Origin of the sequence: Rhodococcus sp. ACPA4 (genome assembly GCF_002300185.1) — a bacterium.
Lineage (GTDB): Bacteria > Actinomycetota > Actinomycetes > Mycobacteriales > Mycobacteriaceae > Rhodococcus_F > Rhodococcus_F globerula.
This window is the reverse complement of sequence record NZ_NSDY01000002.1, coordinates 1,152,085-1,174,061: the sequence shown is the minus strand read 5'-3', so window position 1 is coordinate 1,174,061 and position 21,977 is coordinate 1,152,085. Positions and strand designations below refer to the sequence as shown.

Sequence of the window (21,977 nt, the reverse complement as noted above, 5' to 3'; positions counted from 1 at the left end):
AGTATCACTGATCGGTGGATGCACGGCGTCGCTGACTGGGCCGAAAGGACAGGTCATTTACGCCAGCGGCGTGAAAGGCGTTTGCCGATCGCGCCGAAACCGGCGTCCGATCCCGGTGAGGTATCGGCAGTATTGGTGGTGCAGGTCGGAATTGCGCTGAGCAGTCCGACAAGCGACAGTGGCATCGTCATCTCGCCGCTCCGCCGGAGCGCACCACGGGCCTGTTGCTGTGCATCGACCGCAGCCGTGCATTCAGCACACAAGGAGATGTGGTGTGAGGCCCGAAGATAGGCCTGCATGCGAAGTTCTCCGTCGACGTAGGCGGCAATTGCCTCACTTGCCAGGTGTTCGGTCGAACCGAACTGGCGGGGTGCCCGCGCCTCCGTCATTCGTCCCTCCAGATGATTGACCAACGTTCCCCCGTCAGACGCCGACACGTTCGGAATCACCGGCGCGTTGTGCTGCTGCCAGATGATCGCGAATCGCTTGTCGTCCACGGTGGATACGGCTCCGAACCGTTCCGAGCTTGACTCCCAGTGTGGCACCGATTTCCTCGTACGACAGACCTTCGATGTCACACAGCACAACAGCGGCCCGGAAATCCGGTGCCAAGGAGTCCAGCGCGGCCTGAAGATCGGCGTCGAGACGCGCGTCGTGGTAAATCTGCTCGGGGTCCGGACCGGCCGACGGTACGCGGTCGTAGTCCTCCGGGAGCGCTTCCATGCGGATGCGGTTGCGTCGGCGAACCATGTCGAGGAACAGGTTGGTCGTGATGCGGTGCAGCCAGCCTTCGAACGTGCCCGGCTGGTAGTCGGAGAGGGAACGGAACACACGAATGAACGTGTCCTGGGTCAGATCTTCTGCGTCCTGCGCGTCGCCTGACAGGCGGTACGCAAGGCGGTACACGCGGTCACCGTGTTGGCGGACGAGTTCGTCCCACGACGGCATGGCCGACTTCTCACCCGTTGCGTCGAAAACAGCAGTACCGATCAATTCGGAATCCACAGCCGATTCCGTCGTCATTACTTCCGACTCTCGAGGGCGAGGCTCGTCGTTGATCTGGAAAATAAGTGGATCCTCCTGGTCTTTTCGCACCGCGCGGTCAGCTCACGTGATGATTCGAACAACCGAACACCGAGGTGTTTTGTTCCCGGATCACCTTTGATCAGCTCATCCATCGCCGCCGGATGTTCCGTGCACTTCCGGCGATGTACATACCCTCTCGTACCGCGGTGTGCATGCCATATGAAGAGGCTGAGGGATTCCTGAGAATCTGTCAGGGTGCGCGCCTTGCAGCGTCAATGCGACCGGCCCGATAACCTCATGAGCGTGACCCACGCCGAACAGATACTCCGCCACGTCGAGGACGTTGTTTCCGAGGACGAGATTTTTACCGCGGCGCGGGACCGAGCGTTGGACCTCGGCACCGCACCCGTGACGCCCGCAGTCGGCGCGACACTGGCGATGTTCGCCCGCATGCTCGGCGCGAGGACGGCGGTCGAGGTCGGTACAGGAGCCGGTGTGAGCAGCCTGTGGTTGCTGCACGGTATGCGCGACGACGGTGTCCTGACCACTATCGACAGCGAACCCGAGCATCAGCGCGCAGCCAAATTGACGTTCCGTGAAAGTGGAATCGCTCCCGCTCGCACCCGGTTGATCAACGGCAATGCACTCGACGTGTTGCCGCGCCTCGCCGACGGTGGATACGACTTGGTCTTCGTCGATTGCACCCCGGTCGATCAGCCGCACTACGTGCGTGAAGGTATCCGGTTGCTGCGTCCGGGCGGTGTGATCGTGCTGCACGACGCTCTTGCCGGTGGTCGCGTCGCCGACCCGTCGGCCCGTGATGCCACGACGGTGGCCGTCCGCGAAGCCGCCAAGGCCATCGCGGACGACAAGCGTCTGGTTCGGGTGTTGCTTCCGCTCGGTGAAGGACTGCTCTGCGCTAGCAAGCTCTAGCTAGATCCAAACGCCTTTACCGATTGCGACGACTCCACCGGAGCTGATCGCAAATCGTTCGCGGTCTCGTTCGAGGTCGACGCCGATGATTTCGCCGTCACCGACAACAACGTTCTTGTCGAGGATGGCGCGGCGCACGACTGCTCCCTTGCCGATGCGCACTCCTGGCATCAGGACGCTTCCTTCGACGGTGGCGCCGTCCTCGATCATCACGTTCGAGCTGAGAACCGAGTTGCGCACCGTGGCGGCGGACAGGATCGATCCGGCGCCGACTATCGACTCCTGAGCGAGGCCGCCCTTCACGAACTTGGCCGGTGCCAGGTTCTCGGTGGCGCCGCGGATGGGCCAGCGGCGGTTGTACAGGTTGAAGATGGGGTGGACGGAGACGAGGTCCATGTGTGCGTCGTAGAAGGCGTCGAGGGTGCCGACGTCGCGCCAGTAGCCGCGGTCGCGGTCGGTCGCTCCTGGAACGACGTTGTCCTTGAAGTCGTATACCGAGGCTTCGCCGGCTGCGACGAGGGCGGGGATGATGTCGCCGCCCATGTCGTGATCGGAATCGGAGTTCTCGGAGTCTGCGCGGATGGCGTCGACCAATACCTTCGTGGTGAACACGTAGTTACCCATGGAGGCAAAGGTGGAATTGGGGTCGTCGGGGGTGCCGGGCGGATGAGCCGGCTTCTCGAGGAACTGCGTGATGCGTCCCGACTCGTCGCTGTCGATGCAACCGAAGGCAAACGCCTCACTACGCGGCACCCGGATACCGGCGACGGTCACTCCCGCACCGGAGTCGATGTGGTGCTGCACCATCTGCTCGGGGTCCATGCGGTACACGTGGTCGGCGCCGAACACCACGATGTACTCGGGGTCTTCGTCGTAAACGAGGTTGAGCGACTGCAGGATTGCGTCGGCGCTGCCGGTGTACCAGCGCGGCCCGAGTCGCTGCTGCGCCGGGACCGGGGTGATGTACTCACCCGCAAACCCGGACAACCGCCACGTCTGCGATATATGTCGGTCGAGTGAATGCGACTTGTATTGCGTGAGCACACAGAGACGCAGATAGCCCGCGTTCACCAGGTTGCTCAACACGAAGTCGATCAGTCGATAGGCGCCGCCGAACGGCACCGCTGGTTTAGCTCTATCCGCCGTCAGCGGATAGAGACGTTTGCCCTCGCCCCCGGCGAGCACGATTCCAAGCACATGCGGCTGGCTTCTCACACGCTTAACCTATCCGCACTCCGGTGGTCCCGCTAGCGAAGCGGGCCGCGACACTCTCGAAGTGCGCCGGCCGGTAGCCGGATCGACCACGGGCGGTTAGGTTTAGCCGGTGCGAGTCGCGATGATGACCAAGGAATACCCACCGGAGATCTACGGCGGTGCAGGCGTGCACGTCACCGAGCTGGTCGCTCAGCTGAAACGGCTCGTCGACGTCGACGTTCACTGCATGGGAGCGCCGCGCGACGACGCGATCGTCCACTCCCCCGATCCCGCGTTGGACGGCGCCAACCCCGCGTTGACAACGCTGTCCACCGAGCTTCGGATGGCTGCGGCCGCAAGCGGTGTCGATATTGTCCATTCCCATACCTGGTACACCGGACTGGCCGGGCATCTGGCGTCGGCGCTCTACGACGTCCCCCACATTCTGACCGCACATTCGCTCGAACCCCGGCGTCCGTGGAAGGCCGAGCAGTTGGGCGGCGGCTACCGCGTCTCGTCATGGTCCGAGCGCACGGCCGTGGAGCATGCCGACGCTGTCATCGCGGTCAGTGCCGGGATGCGCGCCGACGTCCTCGACGCGTACCCGTCGCTCGATCCGAGCCGTATCCATGTGGTTCGCAACGGGATCGACACGAGTGTGTGGCATCCCGGTCCGGCCGGAACCGGCGAAGCGTCTGCGTTGACGGCGATCGGCGTCGATGTCAGCCAACCGATCGTGGCGTTCGTCGGCCGCATCACACGTCAGAAGGGCGTCGGCCACCTGATCGCGGCGGCACACGATTTCGACCCGTCCATCCAGCTTGTCCTGTGTGCTGGCGCTCCCGATACACCGGAAATAGCGGCCGAGACGGAGCAGGCAGTAGCGGCCCTCGCCGCGCACCGCGGCAACGTGTTCTGGGTTCGCGAGATGCTGCCCACCGAACAGATCCGCGAAATACTTTCGGCCGCAACAGTCTTCGTTTGCCCGTCGGTGTACGAGCCGTTGGGGATCGTCAACCTCGAAGCCATGGCCTGCGAAACCGCTGTTGTCGCTTCGGATGTGGGCGGAATCCCCGAGGTGGTCGACGACGGCGTGACCGGGCGACTCGTCCACTACAACGCGTACGAGCCTGCTGCCTTCGAGGAATCCTTGGCCGCGACGGTCAACGAGGTTGTTGCCGACAAAACGGGTGCCGACGCGATGGGGCGGGCCGGCCGGGTCCGCGCGATCGAGCATTTCTCGTGGGCCGAGATCGCCAGACAAACCATCGACGTCTACGACGACGCGATCAGACGCCGTGGTTGACCTTGCGGTAACTGGAGATCGTCGCAGACGCGGTGATCGGTGTGAGTTCGGGCAGTTCCGCTACCGAGGCTTCGAGTTGCTGCGCCGTAAGATGCCGCGCGGAAGGCCCCATGCCCACCAGATCGAGAACCTCGTCGTGCGTGAGGTGCATGGTGAACTCGACGCCCTCGGAGTGTTCACGCTCGAACAGTCCGGCCATGGACGATCCGAGCCGTTCCACTTTCTTGTCGTCGACGCGAACCATGCCGAGCAACTCGATCAGCTCACGCAGATGCCTGTCCGTGGGCGTCAGAACCACGAGAACGCCCTCGTCGGCCAGAACGCGGTGGGACTGCTCACCGTTGCGCGGAGCGAACACACAGAGCACGTGAGAGAGCACGCCGTCACGAATCGGCAGGGGCTGCCACACGTCCGCGACGATCGACCCGATTCTGTCGTGGACCTTGGCTGCTCGCCGGGCCGCGAATTTCGAGACGTCGAGGGCAATTCCCCGAGAATCCGGGAGTCCGCTGATCACATGCTCGAGATATTGTCCTGTGCCGGAGCCGATTTCGACAATCCGCGCCGGGTCGACACCCCCTGAGCGAGCACACGCCGCCGTAACCGCTTCCATCAGCGGATCAAAATGCCCACTACCGAGCAGCCTGGATCTGGCCGCAATCATCTCGGCGCTGTCGCCGGTGAATTTGGTGGACCCACCGCTGATCAGGGAAACGTAGCCCTGCCTGGCGATGTCGAATCGGTGGCCTCGGGCACATTCGAGGGCGCGGTCGATCAGATCGAGTTCAAGACTGCACTGCTGGTCCACATAGCACTGCGGGCACGCCAGCAGATCGATCACTTCGGCAAGCACACAACTGCCCTTCCGGCTCGACTCGTACACGCGCCCAGACCAACACACACTTCAGGCCCCGCACCGAAGATCGGTTGCGGAGCCTGGGTGCATTTCCTACCTGGACCCGACTAGCTGGTGACGTTTGTAAGTTCCACACCCAGCGCAGCAGCTTCATCCGGGGTCAGCTCGACGACAAGGCGTCCGCCACCCTCGAGTGGAACCCGCATGACGATTCCTCGTCCCTCTTTGGTTGCTTCGAGGGGACCGTCCCCGGTCCGGGGCTTCATGGCCGCCATCCTCTGCTCCCTCCAGATCTGCGCTGCACTTCACTGCGCGTCGACAAAACGGTGCGCCCCGCCAACGATCAGCGAGGCTCGTAGCCTCCATTGTTCCCTATCCGCCCCCGAACCGGGAATCTGAGTCACATTTACGCGTGTCCGCACTACTACGGCACTACCGGTGGAACCCAACATTCGGCAATGTGATCGTCAACCATTCCGGTGGCCTGCATGAGCGCATATGCCGTGGTAGGGCCGATAAACTTGAAGCCAAGCCGTTTGAGTTCCTTGGCCATGGCGGTTGATTCTTCGGTGATAGCGGGAACGTCTGCAATTGAAGCGAGTCGTGCGGTGCGGCGGGGCGGTGCAAACGACCAGAGCAACGCATCGAGATCCAATTCCGGTGAATTCACGAGAACTCGCGCATTGGAAATTGTTGCCTCGATTTTGGCCCGATTGCGAATTATCGAGGAATCCGCGAGCAAGCGGTCAACGTCCGCTTGGCCGTATTCGGCGACTTTCCCGGGAACAAATCCGTCGAACGCCGATCGGAAAGCCTCACGCTTTCGCAAAATCGTGATCCACGACAATCCTGATTGAAATGCTTCGAGTGCGAGTCGCTCGAACAGGGCGTCACGACCGTGGAGGGGTTGCCCCCATTCCTGGTCGTGGTAATCGCGGTACAGCGTGTCTCCAGGTGATTCGATCACCCAGTCGCAGCGAACAATTCCGTCAGACATCGTCCGGGCGCTCACTCACGGCCGCCGCCGCCGAGTCACTCACGGCCGCCGCCTCCGAGCCACTCACGGCCGCCGCCTCCTGGTGCTCCACTTCTGGGGCAGCATCCGATCTTGCTTCCAATTGCGCACGGAGAGAGTCGATTTCCATCCCGAGCCGGTGCAGGGCCCAATCCACTTCACTGGCCTTGTACCCGCGCAGAACCTGCTGAAATCGTAATGCGTCGACGTCGGCGCTTGTCACACCTTCCGCGGGAAGCACAGCCGCTGTGGTGCCGGGAGGAAGCGGCGGCAGTTCTTCCGAGCGCCCGAATACTGCACTCGCGGCAAGGAAAATCATCCCGCCGACAAGCGCCATGACAATCAGGTACAGGAGGATCGTCAACATGACCCGATACTCCCATACACGTTCCGCTGCGGTCAGACCCCCGCGCTGCGGATAATCGAATTCATCGGCGGTCGGTCGAGAAGCGACACCTCGGTGGTAGCCGGTGCAAACGAATCACCGTCGACCAGGAACTGCGTCAATCCGGCGCCGGAATCCTCGACGCCACAGCGCCGCAGCATCGTCCCGATGATCTGCCGGCTCATCACGCCCAGATCGGCAAGCGGCCGATTACGGTGTTTCCGGACACCGAGATTGACCTGACCGATCGCGCTGAGCCCCAGGGTGTCGTAGGTGTCGAGCAACAGCCCGATCTCGACTCCGTAGCCGGGTGCGAACGGCACGGCGGAGAGCAGCTCCCGGGTTCCGGCGTACTCACCGCCCAGTGGTTGCAGAACGGCGGTGAGTTCTGGTCGCAGGGCAGCCAGCATCGGCCGCGCCACCAACTCGGTGACCCGCCCACCGCCGTTGGCGTCTTCTGTCCCGCTGACGCGCAACGGACGCCGGTAGTACCCCTTCACCAGGTGAATACCGTCGACGGTGAGCAATGGACCCAACAGCTTCGGAACAAACGCCGGGTCCGGATTGATGAGATCGGAATCCACGAACGCGATCAGATCACCCGTGGTGGCCGCGATGGAGCGCCACAGGACTTCGCCTTTGCCGGCTGCGGGAGGCAGCGACGGCACCGCGGACTCGCGGCTGATCACCCGTGCACCTGCGGCCCGTGCCCGCTTCGCGGTGCGGTCGGTAGACCCGGAATCAAGGACGACAAGTTCGTCCACCAACCCGCCGAGCAACGGATGAATGGTGTCGACCACCGATGCGACGGTCTCCTCCTCATTGAGCGCCGGCAGCACCACGGAGACGGTGCGGCCTGCTTTGGCTCGCTCGAGTTCCTCGACCGTCCAACTGGGGTGATCCCAGCTGTTGGCTTCGGACCACGTGCGCGTGGACCCAGTGCCGGTAATGCTCATGCCAGCCCCCGAACTGTTCGAACAGGGGCGCGTCGGCCCTGAATTGCCGCCACCATGTCGACCACGCGGCGCGTAGATGCCACCTCGTGCACCCGGAACACTCGGGCACCGCCCGCCGCGGCCATTGCTGTCGCTGCCAATGTTCCCTCCAGCCTCTCGGAAAGCTCTACCCCCAGAGTCTCCCCGATAAAGTCCTTATTGCTCAGCGCCATCAGCACTGGCCACCCGGTGTTTACAAGAATGTCCACTTTTCGCAACAACTCGAGCCCGTGAAAGGTGTTCTTGCCGAAGTCGTGGGTCGGATCGATCAGAATCGCATCGCGTGGCACGCCTAATGCAAGGGCTCGGTCGGCGGCGGTGACAACCTCGCTCACCACATCGGCAACCACATCTGTGTATCGGACGCGGTGCGGACGCGTCCGCGGCACCGCACCGCCGGTGTGTGAACACACGATGCCCGCCCCCGTTTCGGCGGCGACCATCACCAATTCCGGATCGGCGCCGGCCCAGGTGTCGTTGATCAGATCGGCACCTTCCTTACGCGCGAGACGGGCGACGTCGCTGCGCCACGTGTCGATGCTGATCAACAAATCCGGGAACTTGTCGCGGATCGCCGCGACAAAGGGAATGACGCGCCTGATCTCCTCGTCGGTGTCGACCAGATCGCCGGGGCCGGCCTTCACTCCCCCGATATCGACCAGATCGGCGCCTTCGTCGACCGCTCGATCCACCGCAGCCATCGCGGCAGAATCCGAGAACGTCGCGCCTTTGTCGTAGAACGAGTCGGGTGTTCGGTTGACGATCGCCATGACCAATGCACGGTCGACCGCGACCGGTCGACCGCACAGAGTGGGCGCCGGATCTGACTGCGCGGATGAACCGGCCAATGAAGACATGCCTTTCATACTGGCATGACGGAACGCGGTCTAGCCCTTGGGTACCGAGCCTGCGGCCACCTCGTCGACGTAACCGTCGTACGAATCGCTGTAGCCGCTCTCACGGCCGGCGAGGACGTGCAGGGTGTCTGCGCCGACGTCGTATCCGTCGTTGCGCAACTCCACCTTGCGCGATTTGAACGTGCTGGTGTGTTCGAGGGAGTCGACGATGCGAACGAACAGCGGCACGGCGTAGCTGGGGAGCTTTCCGTACAAATGGGTGGCGATGTCACTGCCGTCGAAGGAATGACCGTCGCGCAGGGTCACTGCTGCCATACCGGCCCGCCCGTCGGTACCCGGGATCTCGACGCCGTAGACGACGGCCTCTTCGATCACCGGATGTGAACTGAGCGCACCCTCGACCTCGGTGGTCGCGACGTTCTCACCCTTCCACCGGAATGTGTCACCGAGTCGATCGACAAAGGCCACATGGCTCCACCCCTGCTTGCGCACGAGGTCGCCGGTGTCGAACCAGGTGTCACCGTCCTTGAAACCACCCCGCACCAATTTGCTGTTGGTCGCGGCTTCATCGGTGTACCCGTCGAACGGAGCTCGGTCGGTGATTTTGGAAAGCAGTAGTCCAACGGACCCCGTCGGGACTTTGCGCAACCGTCCATCCGGACCACGCAACGCCTTACCGGTTTCCTCGTCGAATTCGACGACGGCATGCGGCAACGGGCAGATTCCGGCCGTCCGATCGACGTTGAGCGCGTTCACAAAGGCGATGTTGCATTCGCTTGCACCGTAGAACTCGGCAACTCGCGCGATACCGAAACGCTCCGTGAATTCCTTCCAGATTTCCGGCCGCAGCCCGTTTCCGACCATCAGTTGAACGGAATTGTCACGGTCGGTGGGCTTCTCGGGCTGATTGAGCAGGTACCGGCACAATTCTCCGATGTAGGTGAAGGCCGTGGCTTTGTTGAGCGCGATATCGTCCCAGAATCTCGACGCCGAGAACTGCCGGCCGATGGCAAGCGTCGCACCCGAAGCCAGCACCGAAGACAACGACACCGTCAAAGCATTGTTGTGATAGAGCGGCAAGCAGCAGTACAGCGTGTCGGACGGACGTAACCGAACACCCATGAGCCCGAGACCGGACATGGACTTGAGCCAGCGGAAGTGAGTCATCAAGCTGGCCTTGGGCATTCCGGTAGTACCCGAGGTGAAGATGTAGAACGCTTTTTCCTTCGCAAGAATCTGGGCCGTCACAGCCGGATTGGTTGCGTCGGCGGTTTTTGCCAGGTCGTCGAGCTCGCTGACCAGAAGTTGCGGCGGTCCGGTAAACCCTTCCGGCAATGATTCGAGCGCTTCTTCGCTCGCATCGGCGACAACAAGCACGCGTGCGCCGAGCAGCGTAAGACTGTGTGCAAGAACATCATCACGCTGGTTGTAATTCAGCATTCCCGCTGCCGCACCGAGTTTGACGGCAGCCAAGGCGATCAGCAGCGATTCCGGAGTGTTCTTGCCGAGGATCGCCACGACGTCGCCGCGTTGGACGCCGCGCGTGCGCAACACGTCGGCATATCGGTTGACCTGCGCGTTGGCGTCGTCGTAACTTGTTGCATGGCCCTCGAACCGGATGAACGGACGAGTCGGATGCGCTGCGGCGTTCTGCTGGAGAATGAGTCCGATGGACATCGCGGCCGAAGGCTTGCGCAGCAGGCCGGACGCCCCCTTCAGGAGTATCGGCACCTCGGTGATCATCGACGGGAGTTTCGCCGCCAGATCCAGCATGCCAACTTTGTCGCGTGCTTCCGAACTCATGTCTCCCCAATCACGTATCCGGCGACTCGACGGCCACCCCCGGGGCCACCTTACTCCACGGTAAGGTGACCCGTCACGCACTTGGTCAGGAGCTCACACAAGCGTCGAGCGCAGCCTCGACATCAGTCCTGACCAGCAACGTATCCAAAGCTTTCCGGCCCACAAACCCCGTGCCGTCCAATTTGTCCAACCATTCGAGCAGTCCGGTGTAGTGCCCCACCGGATCAAGCAGGACCACAGGCTTGCTGTGCATCCCGAGGTAGCCGGCGGTCCACGTTTCGAACAACTCCTCCAACGTGCCGATACCGCCAGGCAAGGTGATGAACGCGTCCGCGTTGTCCTCCATCAACTGCTTGCGCTGACGCATCGTGTCGGTGACGATCAACTCGTCCGCGTCGACGTCCGCAACTTCCTTGTGCACCAACGCCTTCGGAATGACGCCGATAGTCCACGCGCCCGCAGCCCGAGCCGACTCCGCGACAGCACCCATCATCGAGACGTTGCCACCACCCGAAACCAACTGCCACCCACGTCGACCGATCGCGGTGCCCACCTCGGCGGCCAAAGCCAGGAACGACTCGTCCACCGGACCCGACGCACAGTAGACGCAGATCGAGTACTTCTTGTCGGAATCGGTCACCATTCTTCTTCCTTCCCCAGATCGGCGGCCTCGTCGACGCCTAGATTGGCTTCGGCGACTATCCGGACTGCTTCTTCCACACTGTCAGTGACGTGCAGCAGATTCACATCACCTTCGGAGATCTTTCCGTCATGCTCGAGTGTGTTTCGGATCCACTCGACCAATCCGGACCAGTACTCCGTGCCGAACAGGACAATCGGGAAGCGCGTGACCTTATGGGTCTGCACCAAAGTAAGAGCTTCGAACAATTCGTCCAGCGTTCCGAAGCCGCCAGGCAAGCAGATGAAAGCCTGCGAGTACTTCACGAACATCGTCTTGCGGGCAAAGAAGTACCGGAAGTTGATGCCGAGGTCGACCCACTCGTTGAGCCCCTGCTCGAACGGCAACTCGATGCCGAGTCCGATCGAGTAGCCACCGGCCTCGCTGCAACCGCGGTTGGCGGCTTCCATGACTCCCGGCCCACCACCAGTGATGACGGCGTACCCGGCTTCGGCCAACGCTGTTCCCAGCTCACGGCCTGCCTGGTACTCGGGATGATCGACGCCGGTACGTGCCGAACCGAACACGGTAACCGCACGAGGGACCTCGGCCAGCGCCCCGAAACCTTCGATGAATTCGCTCTGGATGCGCAGCACACGCCACGGATCGGTATGGACCCAGTCGGTGGGGCCGCGCTTGTCGAGCAGACGCTGGTCCGTGGTGGTTTTCTCATCCTTGCGTTTGCGTCGGAGTTGAACAGGACCGCGGTGCTTGATCGACGAACTGTGCTTCTTGGAGGCTGAATTCTTCTCTGGTGCCATGCACGCAAGGCTAACGCTCAGGCCGACAAATACTTCCTCAGCACGGCCGCGACGTCGGTGATCTGCTGCACCGGGACGTGCTCGTCACGCTTGTGCGCCAGGTTCGGATCGCCGGGGCCGTAATTCACCGCGGGAATACCGAGAGCCGAGAATCTGGACACATCGGTCCAGCCGTACTTGGCCCGGAACTGTCCGCCCGCAGCCTCGATCAAGGCGGCGGCCGACGGATTGGCCAAGCCGGGCAGAGCGCCAGGCGACGAGTCCGTGATCTCGAATCCGAGATCCAAGCCGTCGAAGACTTCCCGCACGTGAGCCTCGGCCTGCTCCTCACTGCGATCAGGTGCAAATCTGAAGTTGACGTCCATCTCGGCTGCGTCCGGCACCACGTTCCCCGCGACGCCGCCGGAAATCCGCACTGCTGAGAGCCCCTCGCGGTAGACACAACCGTCGATATCCACCGAACGCGGCGCATAGGCCGACATCCGCTCCAACGCGGTACCGAACTTGTGAATCGCGTTGTCCCCCAACCAGGACCGCGCTGAATGCGCCCTGGTTCCTGACGCGGTCAAGCGCACGCGCATCGTTCCCTGGCACCCGGCCTCGATGAACCCGGCCGTCGGCTCGCCCAGAATCGCGACATCCGCCGCAAGCCATTGCGGGATCTCGCGTTCGATCCGTCCGAGGCCGTTGTAGGCGGCGGCGATTTCCTCGCAGTCGTAGAACACCAGCGTCAGGTCGTGGGCCAAATTCTCGATCGTCGCCGCGAGATGCAGGAACACTGCGTCGCCGGATTTCATGTCCACGGTGCCGCACCCGTGCAAGATGTCACCCTCACGACGAGACGGAACATTGTCCGCAATCGGAACTGTGTCGAGATGACCGGCAAGCATCACCCGACTCGGCAATCCGCGCGACGTCCGGGCCAGAACCGCATTGCCGTTGCGAATGATCTCGAAGCCGCTGGTCTGCTCGCGCAACGCAACCTCGACGGCGTCCGCGATAGCGGATTCGTCGTGGGAAACGCTGGGAATGTCGACCAGAGCGGCCGTCAGATCGATGGGGTCGGAGGCAAGATCGAGGATGCTCACGGCCACCAGCCTAAGCCCGCAGCCAGCGCACCCAGTAATCTCTAGTCCTGTGAGCGCACACGGAGCATCAGCAGTAGGTATCGCCAACGTGACCGCGGACGGTACCGTCCTCGACACCTGGTTCCCCGCACCGGAGCTGGGAACATTCGAGACGACCGGTACCGAGAACGTCGAGGGAACAGACATTCCTTCCGATCTCGCACTGCTGGCGGGAACCGACGAGGCACGCGAGGTTTCGCAGGTCATCGTCCGCACCACCATCGCTGACCTCTCCAAGGCTCCCGTCGACGCGTACGACGTCTACCTGCGCCTTCACCTGCTTTCCCACCGCCTCGTCGCTCCGCACGGCGTCAACCTCGACGGCCAGTTCGGCCTCCTCGCCAACGTTGTGTGGACCAACTTCGGGCCCTGCGCTGTCGAAGGCTTCGAGCAGGTCCGCTCGCGTCTGCGCATCCGCGGCGTTGTCACCGTCTTCAGCGTCGACAAGTTCCCCCGCATGGTCGACTACGTCGTCCCCTCGGGTGTCCGTATCGCCGACGCCGATCGTGTCCGCCTGGGCGCACACCTCGCCTCCGGCACCACTGTCATGCATGAAGGCTTCGTGAACTTCAACGCCGGCACACTCGGTAACTCCATGGTCGAAGGCCGCATCTCCGCAGGCGTTGTCGTCGACGACGGTTCCGATGTGGGTGGCGGCGCATCAATCATGGGCACCCTGTCCGGTGGCGGCAAGGAAACGATCTCCGTCGGCAAGCGTTGCCTCCTCGGCGCCAACGCCGGACTCGGCATCTCCCTCGGCGACGACTGCGTCCTCGAAGCCGGTCTGTACGTCACCGCAGGCACCAAGGTCACCGGCCCCGACGGAACCGTCGTCAAGGCATTGGCTCTGAGCGGCAAGTCCAATCTGCTGTTCCGTCGCAACTCGGTTTCGGGTGCCGTCGAGGTCGTGCCGTGGAAGGGCACCGGCGTCGAACTGAATGCCGCACTTCACGCCAACGACTGATGAGTAATACCGACGCCCCCGAAGAAACGACCACCGCTCTCGGCCAGGGTCTCAAGGTCCGCCATCTGACGATGATGGGCCTGGGCTCCGCCATCGGAGCCGGCCTGTTTCTCGGAACGGGCGTCGGTATCGCGACGGCCGGTCCCGCGGTCCTACTGTCCTACATCATCGCGGGCGCCGTAGTCGTCTTCGTGATGCGAATGCTCGGCGAGATGGGCGCTGCGATTCCCGCCAGTGGTTCGTTCTCGCATTACGCGCGCCTCGGGATCGGCGAGTGGGCCGGTTTTGTGATGGGCTGGCTCTACTGGTTCATGCTCATCATGGTTCTGGGCGCCGAGATCACCGGGGCGTCCGCCATCGTCAACGAATGGCTGCCGTCGATACCGCAATGGATGATCGCGCTCGTCTTCGTGGTGTTCTTTGCCATCGTGAACCTGGCCAAGGTCAGTAACTTCGGCGAGTTCGAATTCTGGTTCGCGGCAATCAAAGTCACCGTCATCATCGGCTTCCTGATCATCGGCGTATTGCTGGTGTTCGGCCTGCTTCCCGATACTGACCCGGTGGGAACCTCGAACCTCTTCGGCCAGGGCGGGTTCATGCCCAACGGGTTCTCGGGTGTCGCTGCCGGCCTTCTTGTTGTTGCCTTCGCGTTCGGCGGTATCGAAATCGTCACCATCGCCGCGGCGGAATCGGAGAATCCGGAACGCTCCATCGCGCTCGCCGTCCGCAGCGTCGTCTGGCGTATCAGCGTCTTCTACATCGGCGCTATCTCGATCATGGTGTTGGTTCTGCCGTGGAACGATCCCGATCTCGAGACAAGCCCCTTTGTCTCCGTCCTCAATCTGGCCAACATCCCCGGTGTTGCCGGGTTCATGGAACTTGTTGTGGTTGTTGCCTTGCTGTCGGCCTTCAACGCCAACATCTACGGCACCTCACGCATGGCCTTCTCTCTGTCACGACGCGGCGACGGCCCCGCATTCATGGCCAAACTCTCGAGCACGGGAGTTCCGACCAATGCGGTATTGCTGTCCGTGTTCTTCGGCTTCGTCTCCGTCATGCTCAACTGGCTTCTGCCAGACGACCTCCTCGGCATCCTGCTCAATGCAGTCGGCGCCGCATTGCTCGTCATCTGGATTTTCATCGTGATCTCCCACCTTCGGCTGCGGAAGCAACTCGAAGCCGAAGGCAAACTGACCATCCGCATGTGGCTGTTCCCATACCTGAGTTACGCCACACTGGCGATGCTCGGAGCGTTTGTTGTCCTCATGCTGTTCGACGAAGACGCCCGGGATCAGTTGATCTCGACGGCAGTCCTTTTTGCGGTGATCGCCGCGCTTGGATACGCAAACTCGCGGTGGCGCAGGACCAAGGCGCTCGCAGAAACCAGTTAGCGGACTCCCGAGTTACGCGAATCTGGAAACGAACCGCCGCTGCCACGGAGTTTCCACTGCTCGTCGCGAATAGTGTTCGCGCACGTAGGCAACCGCTCCCTCGGCGGCAACACCGTCGAGCACCGTCAGACAAGCCAACGCTGTTCCCGTACGACCGAACCCACCGCCACACGCAATCTCCACCCGTTCGGTTTCGGATCGCAGCAAGAGCTCCTCCAGGGCACGCCGAAACTCCGGGCGATCGCTTGGCAGCCAGAAGTCGGGCCAGCGTATCCATCGGCTTTCCCATTCAAACGAAGACGGTTGACGCGCTTGTGCATACAACCCGAAATCGGGCAGTGGCCCGTCAGGTAGTAGATTGCGCAATCCCCTACCCCGAACCAGCCGCCCCGACGGCAGCGGCATCACTCCATCGGCAGCCACATCCCACGAATTCATTCGAGCTCCTTGTTGCAGTGATCGCCACGCTCGGATACGCAAACTCGCGGTCGCGCAGGCCTACCGGAATGATTCCAACAGGTCGTCCGATGCCTGTCGCTCCGTTGTAGACGATGTACCGACAAATTCGGTGGAGGAGAATCGACAGAAAACGCCGCCCGCCAACAGCGACGTCGGCATCGTGGTACCTGTTGTCGGAGGTTGGTACGTCGGCCGGCAATTCGACAGTTCGTAGATCTGATCGTCGGACAACAGTATTCGATGTTCGGTACTGCCGACCGACGTCAATTCTTTGACAGCGGCCAGGCCACCGGGTTTCGGTGATCCACACGAGTCGGAGGGATACCCCGGCCGTACTGCGCGGCCTCGGTCGTCGACCAACCAGAATTCCTCCAGCACGGCCAAGCTGTAGTTGTCGCCGCAGCCGGGAAACCCGGTCCTGTGCGAGGACGAGCGGTTCAGCAGTTCCACCGCCCGACCGAAATCGCCCTTGGTGTCGCCTGGAGTGGGCCGATGGGATACGGGGTCGCGCACTCCAGAGTCTCGGCGTCGACGATTACGGCAACAGGACGGTCAGGGGTGGTCAGCTGCCAGATGCCGGCGACAGCGAGTACCACGATCATGATTGCGAACCATCGGCGGAGCATGAGGACACCGTATCGGTCCCAATCTGCGGCGCACGTCAATGTCCTCGAGCCAAAGACCTTCTTTCTGGTCAAAGCTATTGCGCAGGTGGATGTTCGACGGTAAGATCGAATACACGTTCGACATTACCGGGGGGCAATGATGACGACCGCAGTTTCCGACCACACGATTAAACAGTTTCGTTCAGTACTCATCGACATGGATCGTTCCGTCGACAATGCAGCACGCATAGACTTGCTGCGCGCACTCGAGGAACTGAAAGCCAGTTGCGCAGGCGCACAAGCATTGCTAGCTGCTGATCTGGATGCTTCCACTCGCAAAGGCCGTGGTGAACGCGGCGTTCCAGTTGCACATCAAGGTCGCGGAATCAACGCCCAAGTTGCTCTCGCTCGTCGCGAATCAGTCTGGTCAGGCACTCAACACCTGAGTCTTGCCCGCGCATTGAACGACGAGATGCCCTACACACTCAAACTATTGATCTACGGTGCCATCAACGAGCAGCGGGCCACCATTCTCATGCGCGAAACCGCCTGCCTCACTGTCCAAGATCGCGCCGCACTCGATCGCGAGTTCTGCTGCGACGCAGATAACCTGGCCGGCTGCGGAGACCAACAATTGACCGCCAGAATCCGCGCACGCACCGCCGAGGTAGATGCCGAAAGCGTAGTCCGGCGCGCCTGCAAAGCCGTAGGTGACCGGCGGGTGACATCACGCCCGGCCCCCGACACTATGTGCTACCTCAGTGTTCTGCTCCCTGTCACGGAAGGGGTTGCCGTTCACGCCACATTGATGCGAGATGCAGATTCCATCCTCGCGCGTGGCGATGATCGCACTCGCACTCAGATCATGGCCGATCTCGTCGTCGAGCGAGTCACCGGAATCGGGCGCGCAACGCCCACACCCGTCACAGTGAATCTTGTGATTTCCGACCAAGCACTCTTCGGCGATGCCACAGACCCCGCACACGTCAACGGTTACGGACCTATCCCCGCCGGCATTGCCCGGGAATGGATTGCGCAGTCCGGCAAAGACATCCGGAGACTCTATGCCTGCCCCTCCACGGGAGAGCTGACAGCTATGGAATCCAAGTCCAGAATCTTCCCGAAGGGACTGGCGCAGTTGATCGACCTCCGCGATCGAAGCTGCCGCACACCGTGGTGCGACGCACCCGTTCGTCATCGCGACCACATTCGCGACTACCAGAGAGGCGGCGCCACCAGCGCAGCCAACGGTGCAGGACTGTGCGCGGCATGCAATTACGCCAAACAGGGATTGGACTGGTACGCCGAAACCGACGATCACGCACCCGGCACCAGGCACTCCTTCACGACCACAACGCCTACCGGCCACCGGTATTCGTCGGTCGCCCCGCCACTTCCGATACCGTGGGTCAGCCCCGAAGCCGCCTAAACAGTCACGCGGGCGAGGCAGATCCGGGCAAGCTCGTCGAGTGGCACCGAGAGCACATCGGCGAGTGCGGCAATCGTGACAAACGCCGGCGTCGGCATGCGCCCGGTCTCGATCTTGCGCAGTGTTTCCGGCGAAATCGCGGCGGCCTCCGCCACATCGACAAGCGTGCGACCACCGCGGGCCTGACGCAGATAGGCGCCCAACTGCTGACCGACAGCAAGCTGGGCCGGAGTTAACGGAAGTCGCACCATGCGACCAGAGTACCGTATGGTGGTATTTTAATACCGGCCCGAAAGGAAATTCCTGTGGTGGAACTGAAAACAACCAACGAGATCGAAGCAATGCGCGTCACCGGCGCGTTCATCGCCGAACTACTCGCCGATCTCGCTGCTCGCGCCAAGCCCGGAGTCAATCTCCTCGACCTCGAGCACCGCGCCCGCCACCTGATCGAAGAACGCGGCGCCGTGTCCTGCTACTGGGACTACTCACCGTCATTCGGACGTGGACCCTTCCGCAACGTCATCTGCCTGTCCGTCAACGACGCAGTGCTGCACGGACTTCCACACGACTACGTGCTACAGGACGGCGATCTGCTGACCATGGACATCGCGGTCTCCATCGACGGGTGGGTTGCAGACTCGGCGCGCAGTCTCATCGTCGGCGTTCCCCGCGCCGAGGACCAACGCCTCATCGAAGCCACCGAACGTGCCCTCACCGCAGCTATTGCAGTCGCCCGGCCAGGCAATCGCCTCGGCGACATCTCCGCTGCGATCGGCGCTGTCGCAGCCGATTACGGCTACCCCGTCAATACCGAATTCGGTGGCCACGGTCTCGGCCGCACCATGCACGAAGATCCGCACATCCCCAACATCGGACGCGCAGGTCGCGGCATGAAACTTCGACGCGGACTGACCCTCGCGATCGAACCGTGGTTCGCTCTCACAACCGACAAGATCATCTTCGACGACGACGGATGGACCATCCGCTCGGCCGACGGATCACGCACAGCGCACAGCGAACACACCATTGCCGTCACCGACGGTGATGCGCTCGTCCTGACGCGCTAAGCGCCGCGGTGAGCCAATGCGTTGACAAATACGCCGGAAATTTCCGACGGATCACGGGCGATGTAGGTGGACCCGCCGGTGACGCGTGAAATGTCTGCCAGCGCAGCCGCATCGGCGTCGTCGGTGATTCCGATGGTCACGATGATCACCGGTCGCGCTGGGTCTTGCTCCCGTTCGAGCACGTCGAGCAACTGCTCGCGCGTGATGCTGTCCGGATCCTCATTAGCACCGTCGGTCAGGATGATCACACTGTTGACCGCGCGCGGGTCGTACGATTCCTGAACCTTCCGAAACGCCGCGAGTGTGGTGTCGTAGAGGCCCGTTGCGCCGCGCTTGAGTTTCGTCAAGGTCTTGGTCTGCTCTGCCATGAGGCTTCGCTGCGTTAATCCACCAACCATGGTGTCGTAGCGGCGAATCGGAACCAGTTCCTGGTAGTCCTGGGTTCCGTTCATGCCCTGGGAAAAGGCCCAGAGTCCGGCTGCGACACTGTCCGGGAACACCTGGTTGCCGGTGAGCGCGGCAGCTGTCGTGAGGTCCATACGGGTCTTCCCACCGGCGGCCGGGAAGTCCATCGACGACGACACGTCGATCGCGACGAGAGTACGGATCGGTTTAGCCAACAATGCCCAGGATCCGAGCGTCTTGTCGAGTGCGGCTTGGTCCGGCACCGGCAAGGCCTGGACAGCTCCGACGCCCCCATCTACCTGTCCCTGGCCGGACGGGTCGCGAAAACCGTTGCGAGCCAGTATTTCCTGTGACTCCGGGCTCTCGAAGAGCGTCGCGAGGACTTTTGCTTTCTGCGCCGCGGCGTAATGACGATCGGGCGCCGAGGCACTTACCACCAACGGATAGTCCATCAGCACAGTTCCGGTGGACGGTACCGTCGCGCTGATGGCGGTGTTTGCGAACTGGGTGACCTGCTGTTCGGTCGACACTCCTACCTTGCCGGTAGTGACAAGTTCGGTCAGCATCTTCGCGCCGACAGGCTGGTCCTCGGCGCGCACACTTTCGGCCTGGGCGTGCGGCACCAAAGCTGTGCGAACGGCATCCGCGCCGCTCCCACTCTCGGCCAGTGCAGCCTGGATCGGGGCGGACGCGATTCCGGTGGACAGCGGATTGCCGAGGGCAAGATCGGGCACTTGGAGCACCGACAGCCAGTCGGCAAACTCCTCACCCCCGGATGCCAGCACCACTGGAGACGTCGCGATGGAACCGCCGGCGGCGGCAACCGGACCGGCCGCGGTGAGGGCTGCTTTGCTGATCCACGACGTGGAGTCCGGAATCCACAGATCCGGTGCATCGGCGCCCTTACCCAATCGTCCGACCACGTCGCCTGGCAGTGCTGCTTCGACAACGACGTGCATGCAGTCCGTCTGCTCCGGGGTGGTTCCGGCCAACACCTCGGATATCGACGGCGCGATGGACGGGTCTGCTGCCAGGGTGAAGTCTTCGACGCTGTCGCAGGTATCGGGTTGCACGGACTTGAAGACGACAATTCCGGTGGCAACGAGCGCCAGCGCAACCATCCCGCCGACTGCGTAAAAACCGAATGATCGCCCGCTGTCAGCGCTCGAATGCCGTCCGCCCGCCATGAAACCTGTCCCTCCGATGCCAGTTGCGCACGCAACTGGAGCAAGTCTTACCGGCGGGTAGTGTAGCGAAAAACACAGAAAAACCAACCAAACAAGATTATTCGGGCAGTAACAAGCGCTTTTGCACCTTGCCCATCGCGTTCCGCGGCAGGGTGTCGACAAACCAAATTTCGCGTGGACGCTTGTGCGCGGACAACTGCGCACCCACCAGATCCACGAGGTCCGGTTCTGTGACCTCGGGTGTTGAGGGCCGCCGAACAACCCATGCCACGATCCGCTGGCCGAGATCAGGATCGGGAACGCCGACAACCGCGACCTCAGCGACACCGGGATGCCCCAGGATGGCCGTCTCGATCTCGCCGGCACCCACTCGGAAGCCACCCGTCTTGATCAGATCGATGGATTCACGGCCCACGATGCGGTGGAATCCCCCCTCGTCGACGACCGCGACGTCACCGGTCTTGAAGAAACCGTCCTCGGTCCACGATTCGGCAGTGGCATCAGGGCGATTGAGGTATCCGTCGAACAGCATGGGTCCACGAACCTGAAGTCCACCGATGCTCTCGCCGTCGTGAGGCACGTCGTTACCGGCCTCGTCGCGCAACCGGGTCTCGACCCCGCGCACCGGTAAACCCACCCAGCCTGGCCGACGCTCGCCGTCCGCACGGGTGCTGAGGGTCAGCATGGTCTCGCTCATTCCGTACCGCTCGATAGGCGCGTGGCCGGTGAGGGCGCGCAGCTTCTCGAATACCGGCACGGGCAGCGGTGCGCTACCGGAGACGAGCAGCCGGGCCGAAGCCAACGCCCGCGCCGACGCTTCGTCGTCGGCAATTCGCGACCACACCGTCGGCACCCCGAAGTAGAGGGAGCCGCCGGCGTCCGCGTACGCCTGCGGTGTCGGTTTCACAGTGTGGACCAACCGGCTGCCCACTCGTAGTGGTCCGAGCACGCCCAGGATCAGTCCGTGGACGTGAAAGAGAGGCAATCCGTGGACAACGGTGTCTCGGTGTGTCCACTGCCAGGCCTCCGCCAAGGCATCGATACCTGCGGCAATTGCCTGCCGACTCAGCAGCACACCCTTCGGCGGTCCGGTCGTTCCCGAGGTGTAGAGGACAAATGCAGTGGATTGCGGCGCCGGTTCCGGGTAGCTGTGCCACGAACGGGCGTGCAGGCGAACCGGAACCACCGGCAGGCCGACGCACAATTCGTCGGTCTCCCCCAGCCACGCCTGGGCGCCGGAGTCCTTCAGTATGTGTTCACGTTCGGCTGTTCCCGAATCCGGTGGCACAGGCACAACAGTGACGCCTGCGATGAGCGCTCCGACTACCGCCAGGATGGTCTTTGCCGTGGGAGTCGCCAGCACCGCAACACGCTCGGCCTGCGCAACCCGCTCTGCCACCGACGTGGCAGCGCCGAGAATATGGCTGCGCGAGAGAACCGTATCCCCGATGGTGATCGCGTCGTCGACGTCGTCGCCGCGGGCGATGGCAAGGGGATTCAGTGATCGAAGCAGCATTTTGACAGCATCTCACA

At 62.5% G+C, this 21,977-nt stretch carries 25 protein-coding genes; 6 read left to right on the top strand and 19 right to left on the bottom strand.

Annotation, left to right across the window (positions count from 1 at the left end; genetic code table 11):
- Nucleotides 1-53: 53 nt before the first annotated feature.
- Both CJ178_RS28835 and sigE read right to left on the bottom strand, forming a co-directional pair.
- Nucleotides 54-389, bottom strand: coding sequence for a hypothetical protein (locus CJ178_RS28835; RefSeq protein ID WP_033234600.1), 336 nt, complete (start codon nt 387-389; stop codon nt 54-56).
- 34 nt (nt 390-423) lie between these two features.
- Nucleotides 424-1,023 carry an RNA polymerase sigma factor SigE gene (gene sigE / locus CJ178_RS28830; RefSeq protein WP_033234434.1) on the bottom strand — a complete coding sequence of 200 codons (600 nt, stop codon included), beginning with the start codon at nt 1,021-1,023 and terminating at the stop codon, nt 424-426.
- A gap of 300 nt (nt 1,024-1,323) precedes the next feature.
- Here sigE and CJ178_RS28825 point away from each other — a divergent pair, with 300 nt between their 5' ends.
- Nucleotides 1,324-1,959 carry an O-methyltransferase gene (locus CJ178_RS28825; RefSeq protein ID WP_033234435.1) on the top strand — a complete coding sequence of 212 codons (636 nt, stop codon included), beginning with the start codon at nt 1,324-1,326 and terminating at the stop codon, nt 1,957-1,959.
- On the opposite strand, the gene glgC is transcribed toward CJ178_RS28825, so the two are convergent.
- A complete protein-coding gene (gene glgC, locus CJ178_RS28820; RefSeq protein ID WP_033234436.1) occupies nt 1,960-3,174 on the bottom strand; it encodes a glucose-1-phosphate adenylyltransferase in 1,215 nt (404 codons plus the stop codon). It abuts the gene before it with no gap.
- Between the two features lie 109 nt (nt 3,175-3,283).
- Here glgC and glgA point away from each other — a divergent pair, with 109 nt between their 5' ends.
- Nucleotides 3,284-4,459, top strand: a complete 1,176-nt coding sequence (glgA, locus tag CJ178_RS28815) for a glycogen synthase (RefSeq protein WP_033234437.1) — start codon at nt 3,284-3,286, stop codon at nt 4,457-4,459.
- Here glgA and CJ178_RS28810 read toward each other — a convergent pair.
- From CJ178_RS28810 to dapE, 10 genes are all read right to left on the bottom strand, one after another.
- Complete coding sequence (locus tag CJ178_RS28810; RefSeq protein ID WP_095888538.1) at nt 4,443-5,312, bottom strand: putative RNA methyltransferase; 870 nt, start codon at nt 5,310-5,312, stop codon at nt 4,443-4,445. The genes glgA and CJ178_RS28810 overlap by 17 nt on opposite strands.
- A gap of 110 nt (nt 5,313-5,422) precedes the next feature.
- Entirely contained in the window at nt 5,423-5,590 is a 168-nt protein-coding gene (locus CJ178_RS28805; protein WP_003945169.1) for a DUF3117 domain-containing protein, read from the bottom strand.
- A gap of 149 nt (nt 5,591-5,739) precedes the next feature.
- Complete coding sequence (locus CJ178_RS28800; protein ID WP_095888537.1) at nt 5,740-6,312, bottom strand: DNA-3-methyladenine glycosylase I; 573 nt, start codon at nt 6,310-6,312, stop codon at nt 5,740-5,742.
- Nucleotides 6,305-6,697: a DivIVA domain-containing protein gene (locus CJ178_RS28795; protein WP_033234440.1), complete on the bottom strand. Its 393-nt coding sequence runs from the start codon at nt 6,695-6,697 to the stop codon at nt 6,305-6,307. Before CJ178_RS28795 ends, CJ178_RS28800 begins: the two co-directional genes overlap by 8 nt.
- A 32-nt stretch (nt 6,698-6,729) precedes the next feature.
- On the bottom strand, nt 6,730-7,671 hold the full coding sequence (locus tag CJ178_RS28790; RefSeq protein ID WP_095888536.1) for a glucosyl-3-phosphoglycerate synthase: 942 nt from the start codon (nt 7,669-7,671) through the stop codon (nt 6,730-6,732).
- Complete coding sequence (gene folP, locus CJ178_RS28785) at nt 7,668-8,567, bottom strand: dihydropteroate synthase (RefSeq protein ID WP_095888730.1); 900 nt, start codon at nt 8,565-8,567, stop codon at nt 7,668-7,670. The genes CJ178_RS28790 and folP overlap by 4 nt, the downstream gene beginning before the upstream one ends.
- A 30-nt stretch (nt 8,568-8,597) precedes the next feature.
- The gene (locus CJ178_RS28780) at nt 8,598-10,370 is read right to left on the bottom strand and encodes a long-chain-acyl-CoA synthetase (protein WP_095888535.1); all 1,773 of its coding nucleotides are present in this window, start codon (nt 10,368-10,370) and stop codon (nt 8,598-8,600) included.
- 85 nt (nt 10,371-10,455) lie between these two features.
- Nucleotides 10,456-11,013 carry a TIGR00730 family Rossman fold protein gene (locus tag CJ178_RS28775; protein ID WP_045069490.1) on the bottom strand — a complete coding sequence of 186 codons (558 nt, stop codon included), beginning with the start codon at nt 11,011-11,013 and terminating at the stop codon, nt 10,456-10,458.
- Nucleotides 11,007-11,810, bottom strand: a complete 804-nt coding sequence (locus tag CJ178_RS28770) for a TIGR00730 family Rossman fold protein (protein WP_045069488.1) — start codon at nt 11,808-11,810, stop codon at nt 11,007-11,009. The genes CJ178_RS28775 and CJ178_RS28770 overlap by 7 nt, the downstream gene beginning before the upstream one ends.
- 17 nt (nt 11,811-11,827) lie before the next feature.
- Nucleotides 11,828-12,898, bottom strand: a complete 1,071-nt coding sequence (gene dapE, locus CJ178_RS28765; RefSeq protein ID WP_257013499.1) for a succinyl-diaminopimelate desuccinylase — start codon at nt 12,896-12,898, stop codon at nt 11,828-11,830.
- Between the two features lie 49 nt (nt 12,899-12,947).
- Between dapE and dapD the strand changes: the two genes are divergently transcribed.
- Complete coding sequence (dapD, locus tag CJ178_RS28760) at nt 12,948-13,901, top strand: 2,3,4,5-tetrahydropyridine-2,6-dicarboxylate N-succinyltransferase (RefSeq protein ID WP_033234446.1); 954 nt, start codon at nt 12,948-12,950, stop codon at nt 13,899-13,901.
- Nucleotides 13,901-15,292, top strand: coding sequence for an amino acid permease (locus CJ178_RS28755; protein ID WP_095888533.1), 1,392 nt, complete (start codon nt 13,901-13,903; stop codon nt 15,290-15,292). Before dapD ends, CJ178_RS28755 begins: the two co-directional genes overlap by 1 nt.
- A 12-nt stretch (nt 15,293-15,304) precedes the next feature.
- Here the strand turns inward: CJ178_RS28755 and CJ178_RS28750 are convergent, their stop codons facing one another.
- Genes CJ178_RS28750 through CJ178_RS33405 form a run of 3 tightly spaced genes read right to left on the bottom strand, consistent with a single transcriptional unit; the run spans nt 15,305 to nt 16,377 of the window.
- Nucleotides 15,305-15,730: a protein-tyrosine phosphatase family protein gene (locus tag CJ178_RS28750; protein WP_045069483.1), complete on the bottom strand. Its 426-nt coding sequence runs from the start codon at nt 15,728-15,730 to the stop codon at nt 15,305-15,307.
- Between the two features lie 60 nt (nt 15,731-15,790).
- Nucleotides 15,791-16,201: a hypothetical protein gene (locus tag CJ178_RS33410; RefSeq protein WP_052683601.1), complete on the bottom strand. Its 411-nt coding sequence runs from the start codon at nt 16,199-16,201 to the stop codon at nt 15,791-15,793.
- Nucleotides 16,189-16,377: a hypothetical protein gene (locus tag CJ178_RS33405; RefSeq protein WP_233364204.1), complete on the bottom strand. Its 189-nt coding sequence runs from the start codon at nt 16,375-16,377 to the stop codon at nt 16,189-16,191. Before CJ178_RS33405 ends, CJ178_RS33410 begins: the two co-directional genes overlap by 13 nt.
- A gap of 196 nt (nt 16,378-16,573) precedes the next feature.
- Between CJ178_RS33405 and CJ178_RS28740 the strand changes: the two genes are divergently transcribed.
- Nucleotides 16,574-17,785 (top strand): HNH endonuclease, encoded by a 1,212-nt coding sequence (locus CJ178_RS28740; protein WP_095888729.1) that lies wholly within the window; start codon nt 16,574-16,576, stop codon nt 17,783-17,785.
- Here CJ178_RS28740 and CJ178_RS28735 read toward each other — a convergent pair.
- Entirely contained in the window at nt 17,782-18,036 is a 255-nt protein-coding gene (locus tag CJ178_RS28735; RefSeq protein WP_045069480.1) for a helix-turn-helix domain-containing protein, read from the bottom strand. The genes CJ178_RS28740 and CJ178_RS28735 overlap by 4 nt on opposite strands.
- Nucleotides 18,037-18,090: 54 nt before the next feature.
- Between CJ178_RS28735 and map the strand changes: the two genes are divergently transcribed.
- Nucleotides 18,091-18,852, top strand: coding sequence for a type I methionyl aminopeptidase (gene map, locus CJ178_RS28730; protein ID WP_033234450.1), 762 nt, complete (start codon nt 18,091-18,093; stop codon nt 18,850-18,852).
- Here map and CJ178_RS28725 read toward each other — a convergent pair.
- Entirely contained in the window at nt 18,849-20,444 is a 1,596-nt protein-coding gene (locus tag CJ178_RS28725; RefSeq protein WP_045069479.1) for a substrate-binding domain-containing protein, read from the bottom strand. The two genes, map and CJ178_RS28725, sit on opposite strands and share 4 nt — an antisense overlap.
- A 97-nt stretch (nt 20,445-20,541) precedes the next feature.
- Nucleotides 20,542-21,960, bottom strand: a complete 1,419-nt coding sequence (locus CJ178_RS28720; protein ID WP_095888532.1) for an acyl-CoA synthetase — start codon at nt 21,958-21,960, stop codon at nt 20,542-20,544.
- Between the last annotated feature and the right edge of the window lie 17 nt (nt 21,961-21,977).

What these genes read in the sequence shown, in the direction of transcription:
- CJ178_RS28835 (WP_033234600.1), bottom strand. Translation starts at nt 389, where the DNA reads ATGACGGAGGCGCGGGCACCCCGCCAGTTCGGTTCGACCGAACACCTG.
- sigE (WP_033234434.1), bottom strand. Translation starts at nt 1,023, where the DNA reads ATGACGACGGAATCGGCTGTGGATTCCGAATTGATCGGTACTGCTGTT.
- CJ178_RS28825 (WP_033234435.1), top strand. Translation starts at nt 1,324, where the DNA reads ATGAGCGTGACCCACGCCGAACAGATACTCCGCCACGTCGAGGACGTT.
- CJ178_RS28805 (WP_003945169.1), bottom strand. Translation starts at nt 5,590, where the DNA reads ATGGCGGCCATGAAGCCCCGGACCGGGGACGGTCCCCTCGAAGCAACC.
- CJ178_RS28800 (WP_095888537.1), bottom strand. Translation starts at nt 6,312, where the DNA reads ATGTCTGACGGAATTGTTCGCTGCGACTGGGTGATCGAATCACCTGGA.
- CJ178_RS28795 (WP_033234440.1), bottom strand. Translation starts at nt 6,697, where the DNA reads ATGTTGACGATCCTCCTGTACCTGATTGTCATGGCGCTTGTCGGCGGG.
- CJ178_RS28790 (WP_095888536.1), bottom strand. Translation starts at nt 7,671, where the DNA reads ATGAGCATTACCGGCACTGGGTCCACGCGCACGTGGTCCGAAGCCAAC.
- folP (WP_095888730.1), bottom strand. Translation starts at nt 8,567, where the DNA reads ATGTCTTCATTGGCCGGTTCATCCGCGCAGTCAGATCCGGCGCCCACT.
- CJ178_RS28780 (WP_095888535.1), bottom strand. Translation starts at nt 10,370, where the DNA reads ATGAGTTCGGAAGCACGCGACAAAGTTGGCATGCTGGATCTGGCGGCG.
- CJ178_RS28775 (WP_045069490.1), bottom strand. Translation starts at nt 11,013, where the DNA reads ATGGTGACCGATTCCGACAAGAAGTACTCGATCTGCGTCTACTGTGCG.
- CJ178_RS28770 (WP_045069488.1), bottom strand. Translation starts at nt 11,810, where the DNA reads ATGGCACCAGAGAAGAATTCAGCCTCCAAGAAGCACAGTTCGTCGATC.
- CJ178_RS28755 (WP_095888533.1), top strand. Translation starts at nt 13,901, where the DNA reads ATGAGTAATACCGACGCCCCCGAAGAAACGACCACCGCTCTCGGCCAG.
- CJ178_RS28750 (WP_045069483.1), bottom strand. Translation starts at nt 15,730, where the DNA reads ATGAATTCGTGGGATGTGGCTGCCGATGGAGTGATGCCGCTGCCGTCG.
- CJ178_RS33405 (WP_233364204.1), bottom strand. Translation starts at nt 16,377, where the DNA reads ATGCTCCGCCGATGGTTCGCAATCATGATCGTGGTACTCGCTGTCGCC.
- CJ178_RS28740 (WP_095888729.1), top strand. Translation starts at nt 16,574, where the DNA reads ATGGATCGTTCCGTCGACAATGCAGCACGCATAGACTTGCTGCGCGCA.
- CJ178_RS28735 (WP_045069480.1), bottom strand. Translation starts at nt 18,036, where the DNA reads ATGGTGCGACTTCCGTTAACTCCGGCCCAGCTTGCTGTCGGTCAGCAG.
- CJ178_RS28725 (WP_045069479.1), bottom strand. Translation starts at nt 20,444, where the DNA reads ATGGCGGGCGGACGGCATTCGAGCGCTGACAGCGGGCGATCATTCGGT.
- CJ178_RS28720 (WP_095888532.1), bottom strand. Translation starts at nt 21,960, where the DNA reads ATGCTGCTTCGATCACTGAATCCCCTTGCCATCGCCCGCGGCGACGAC.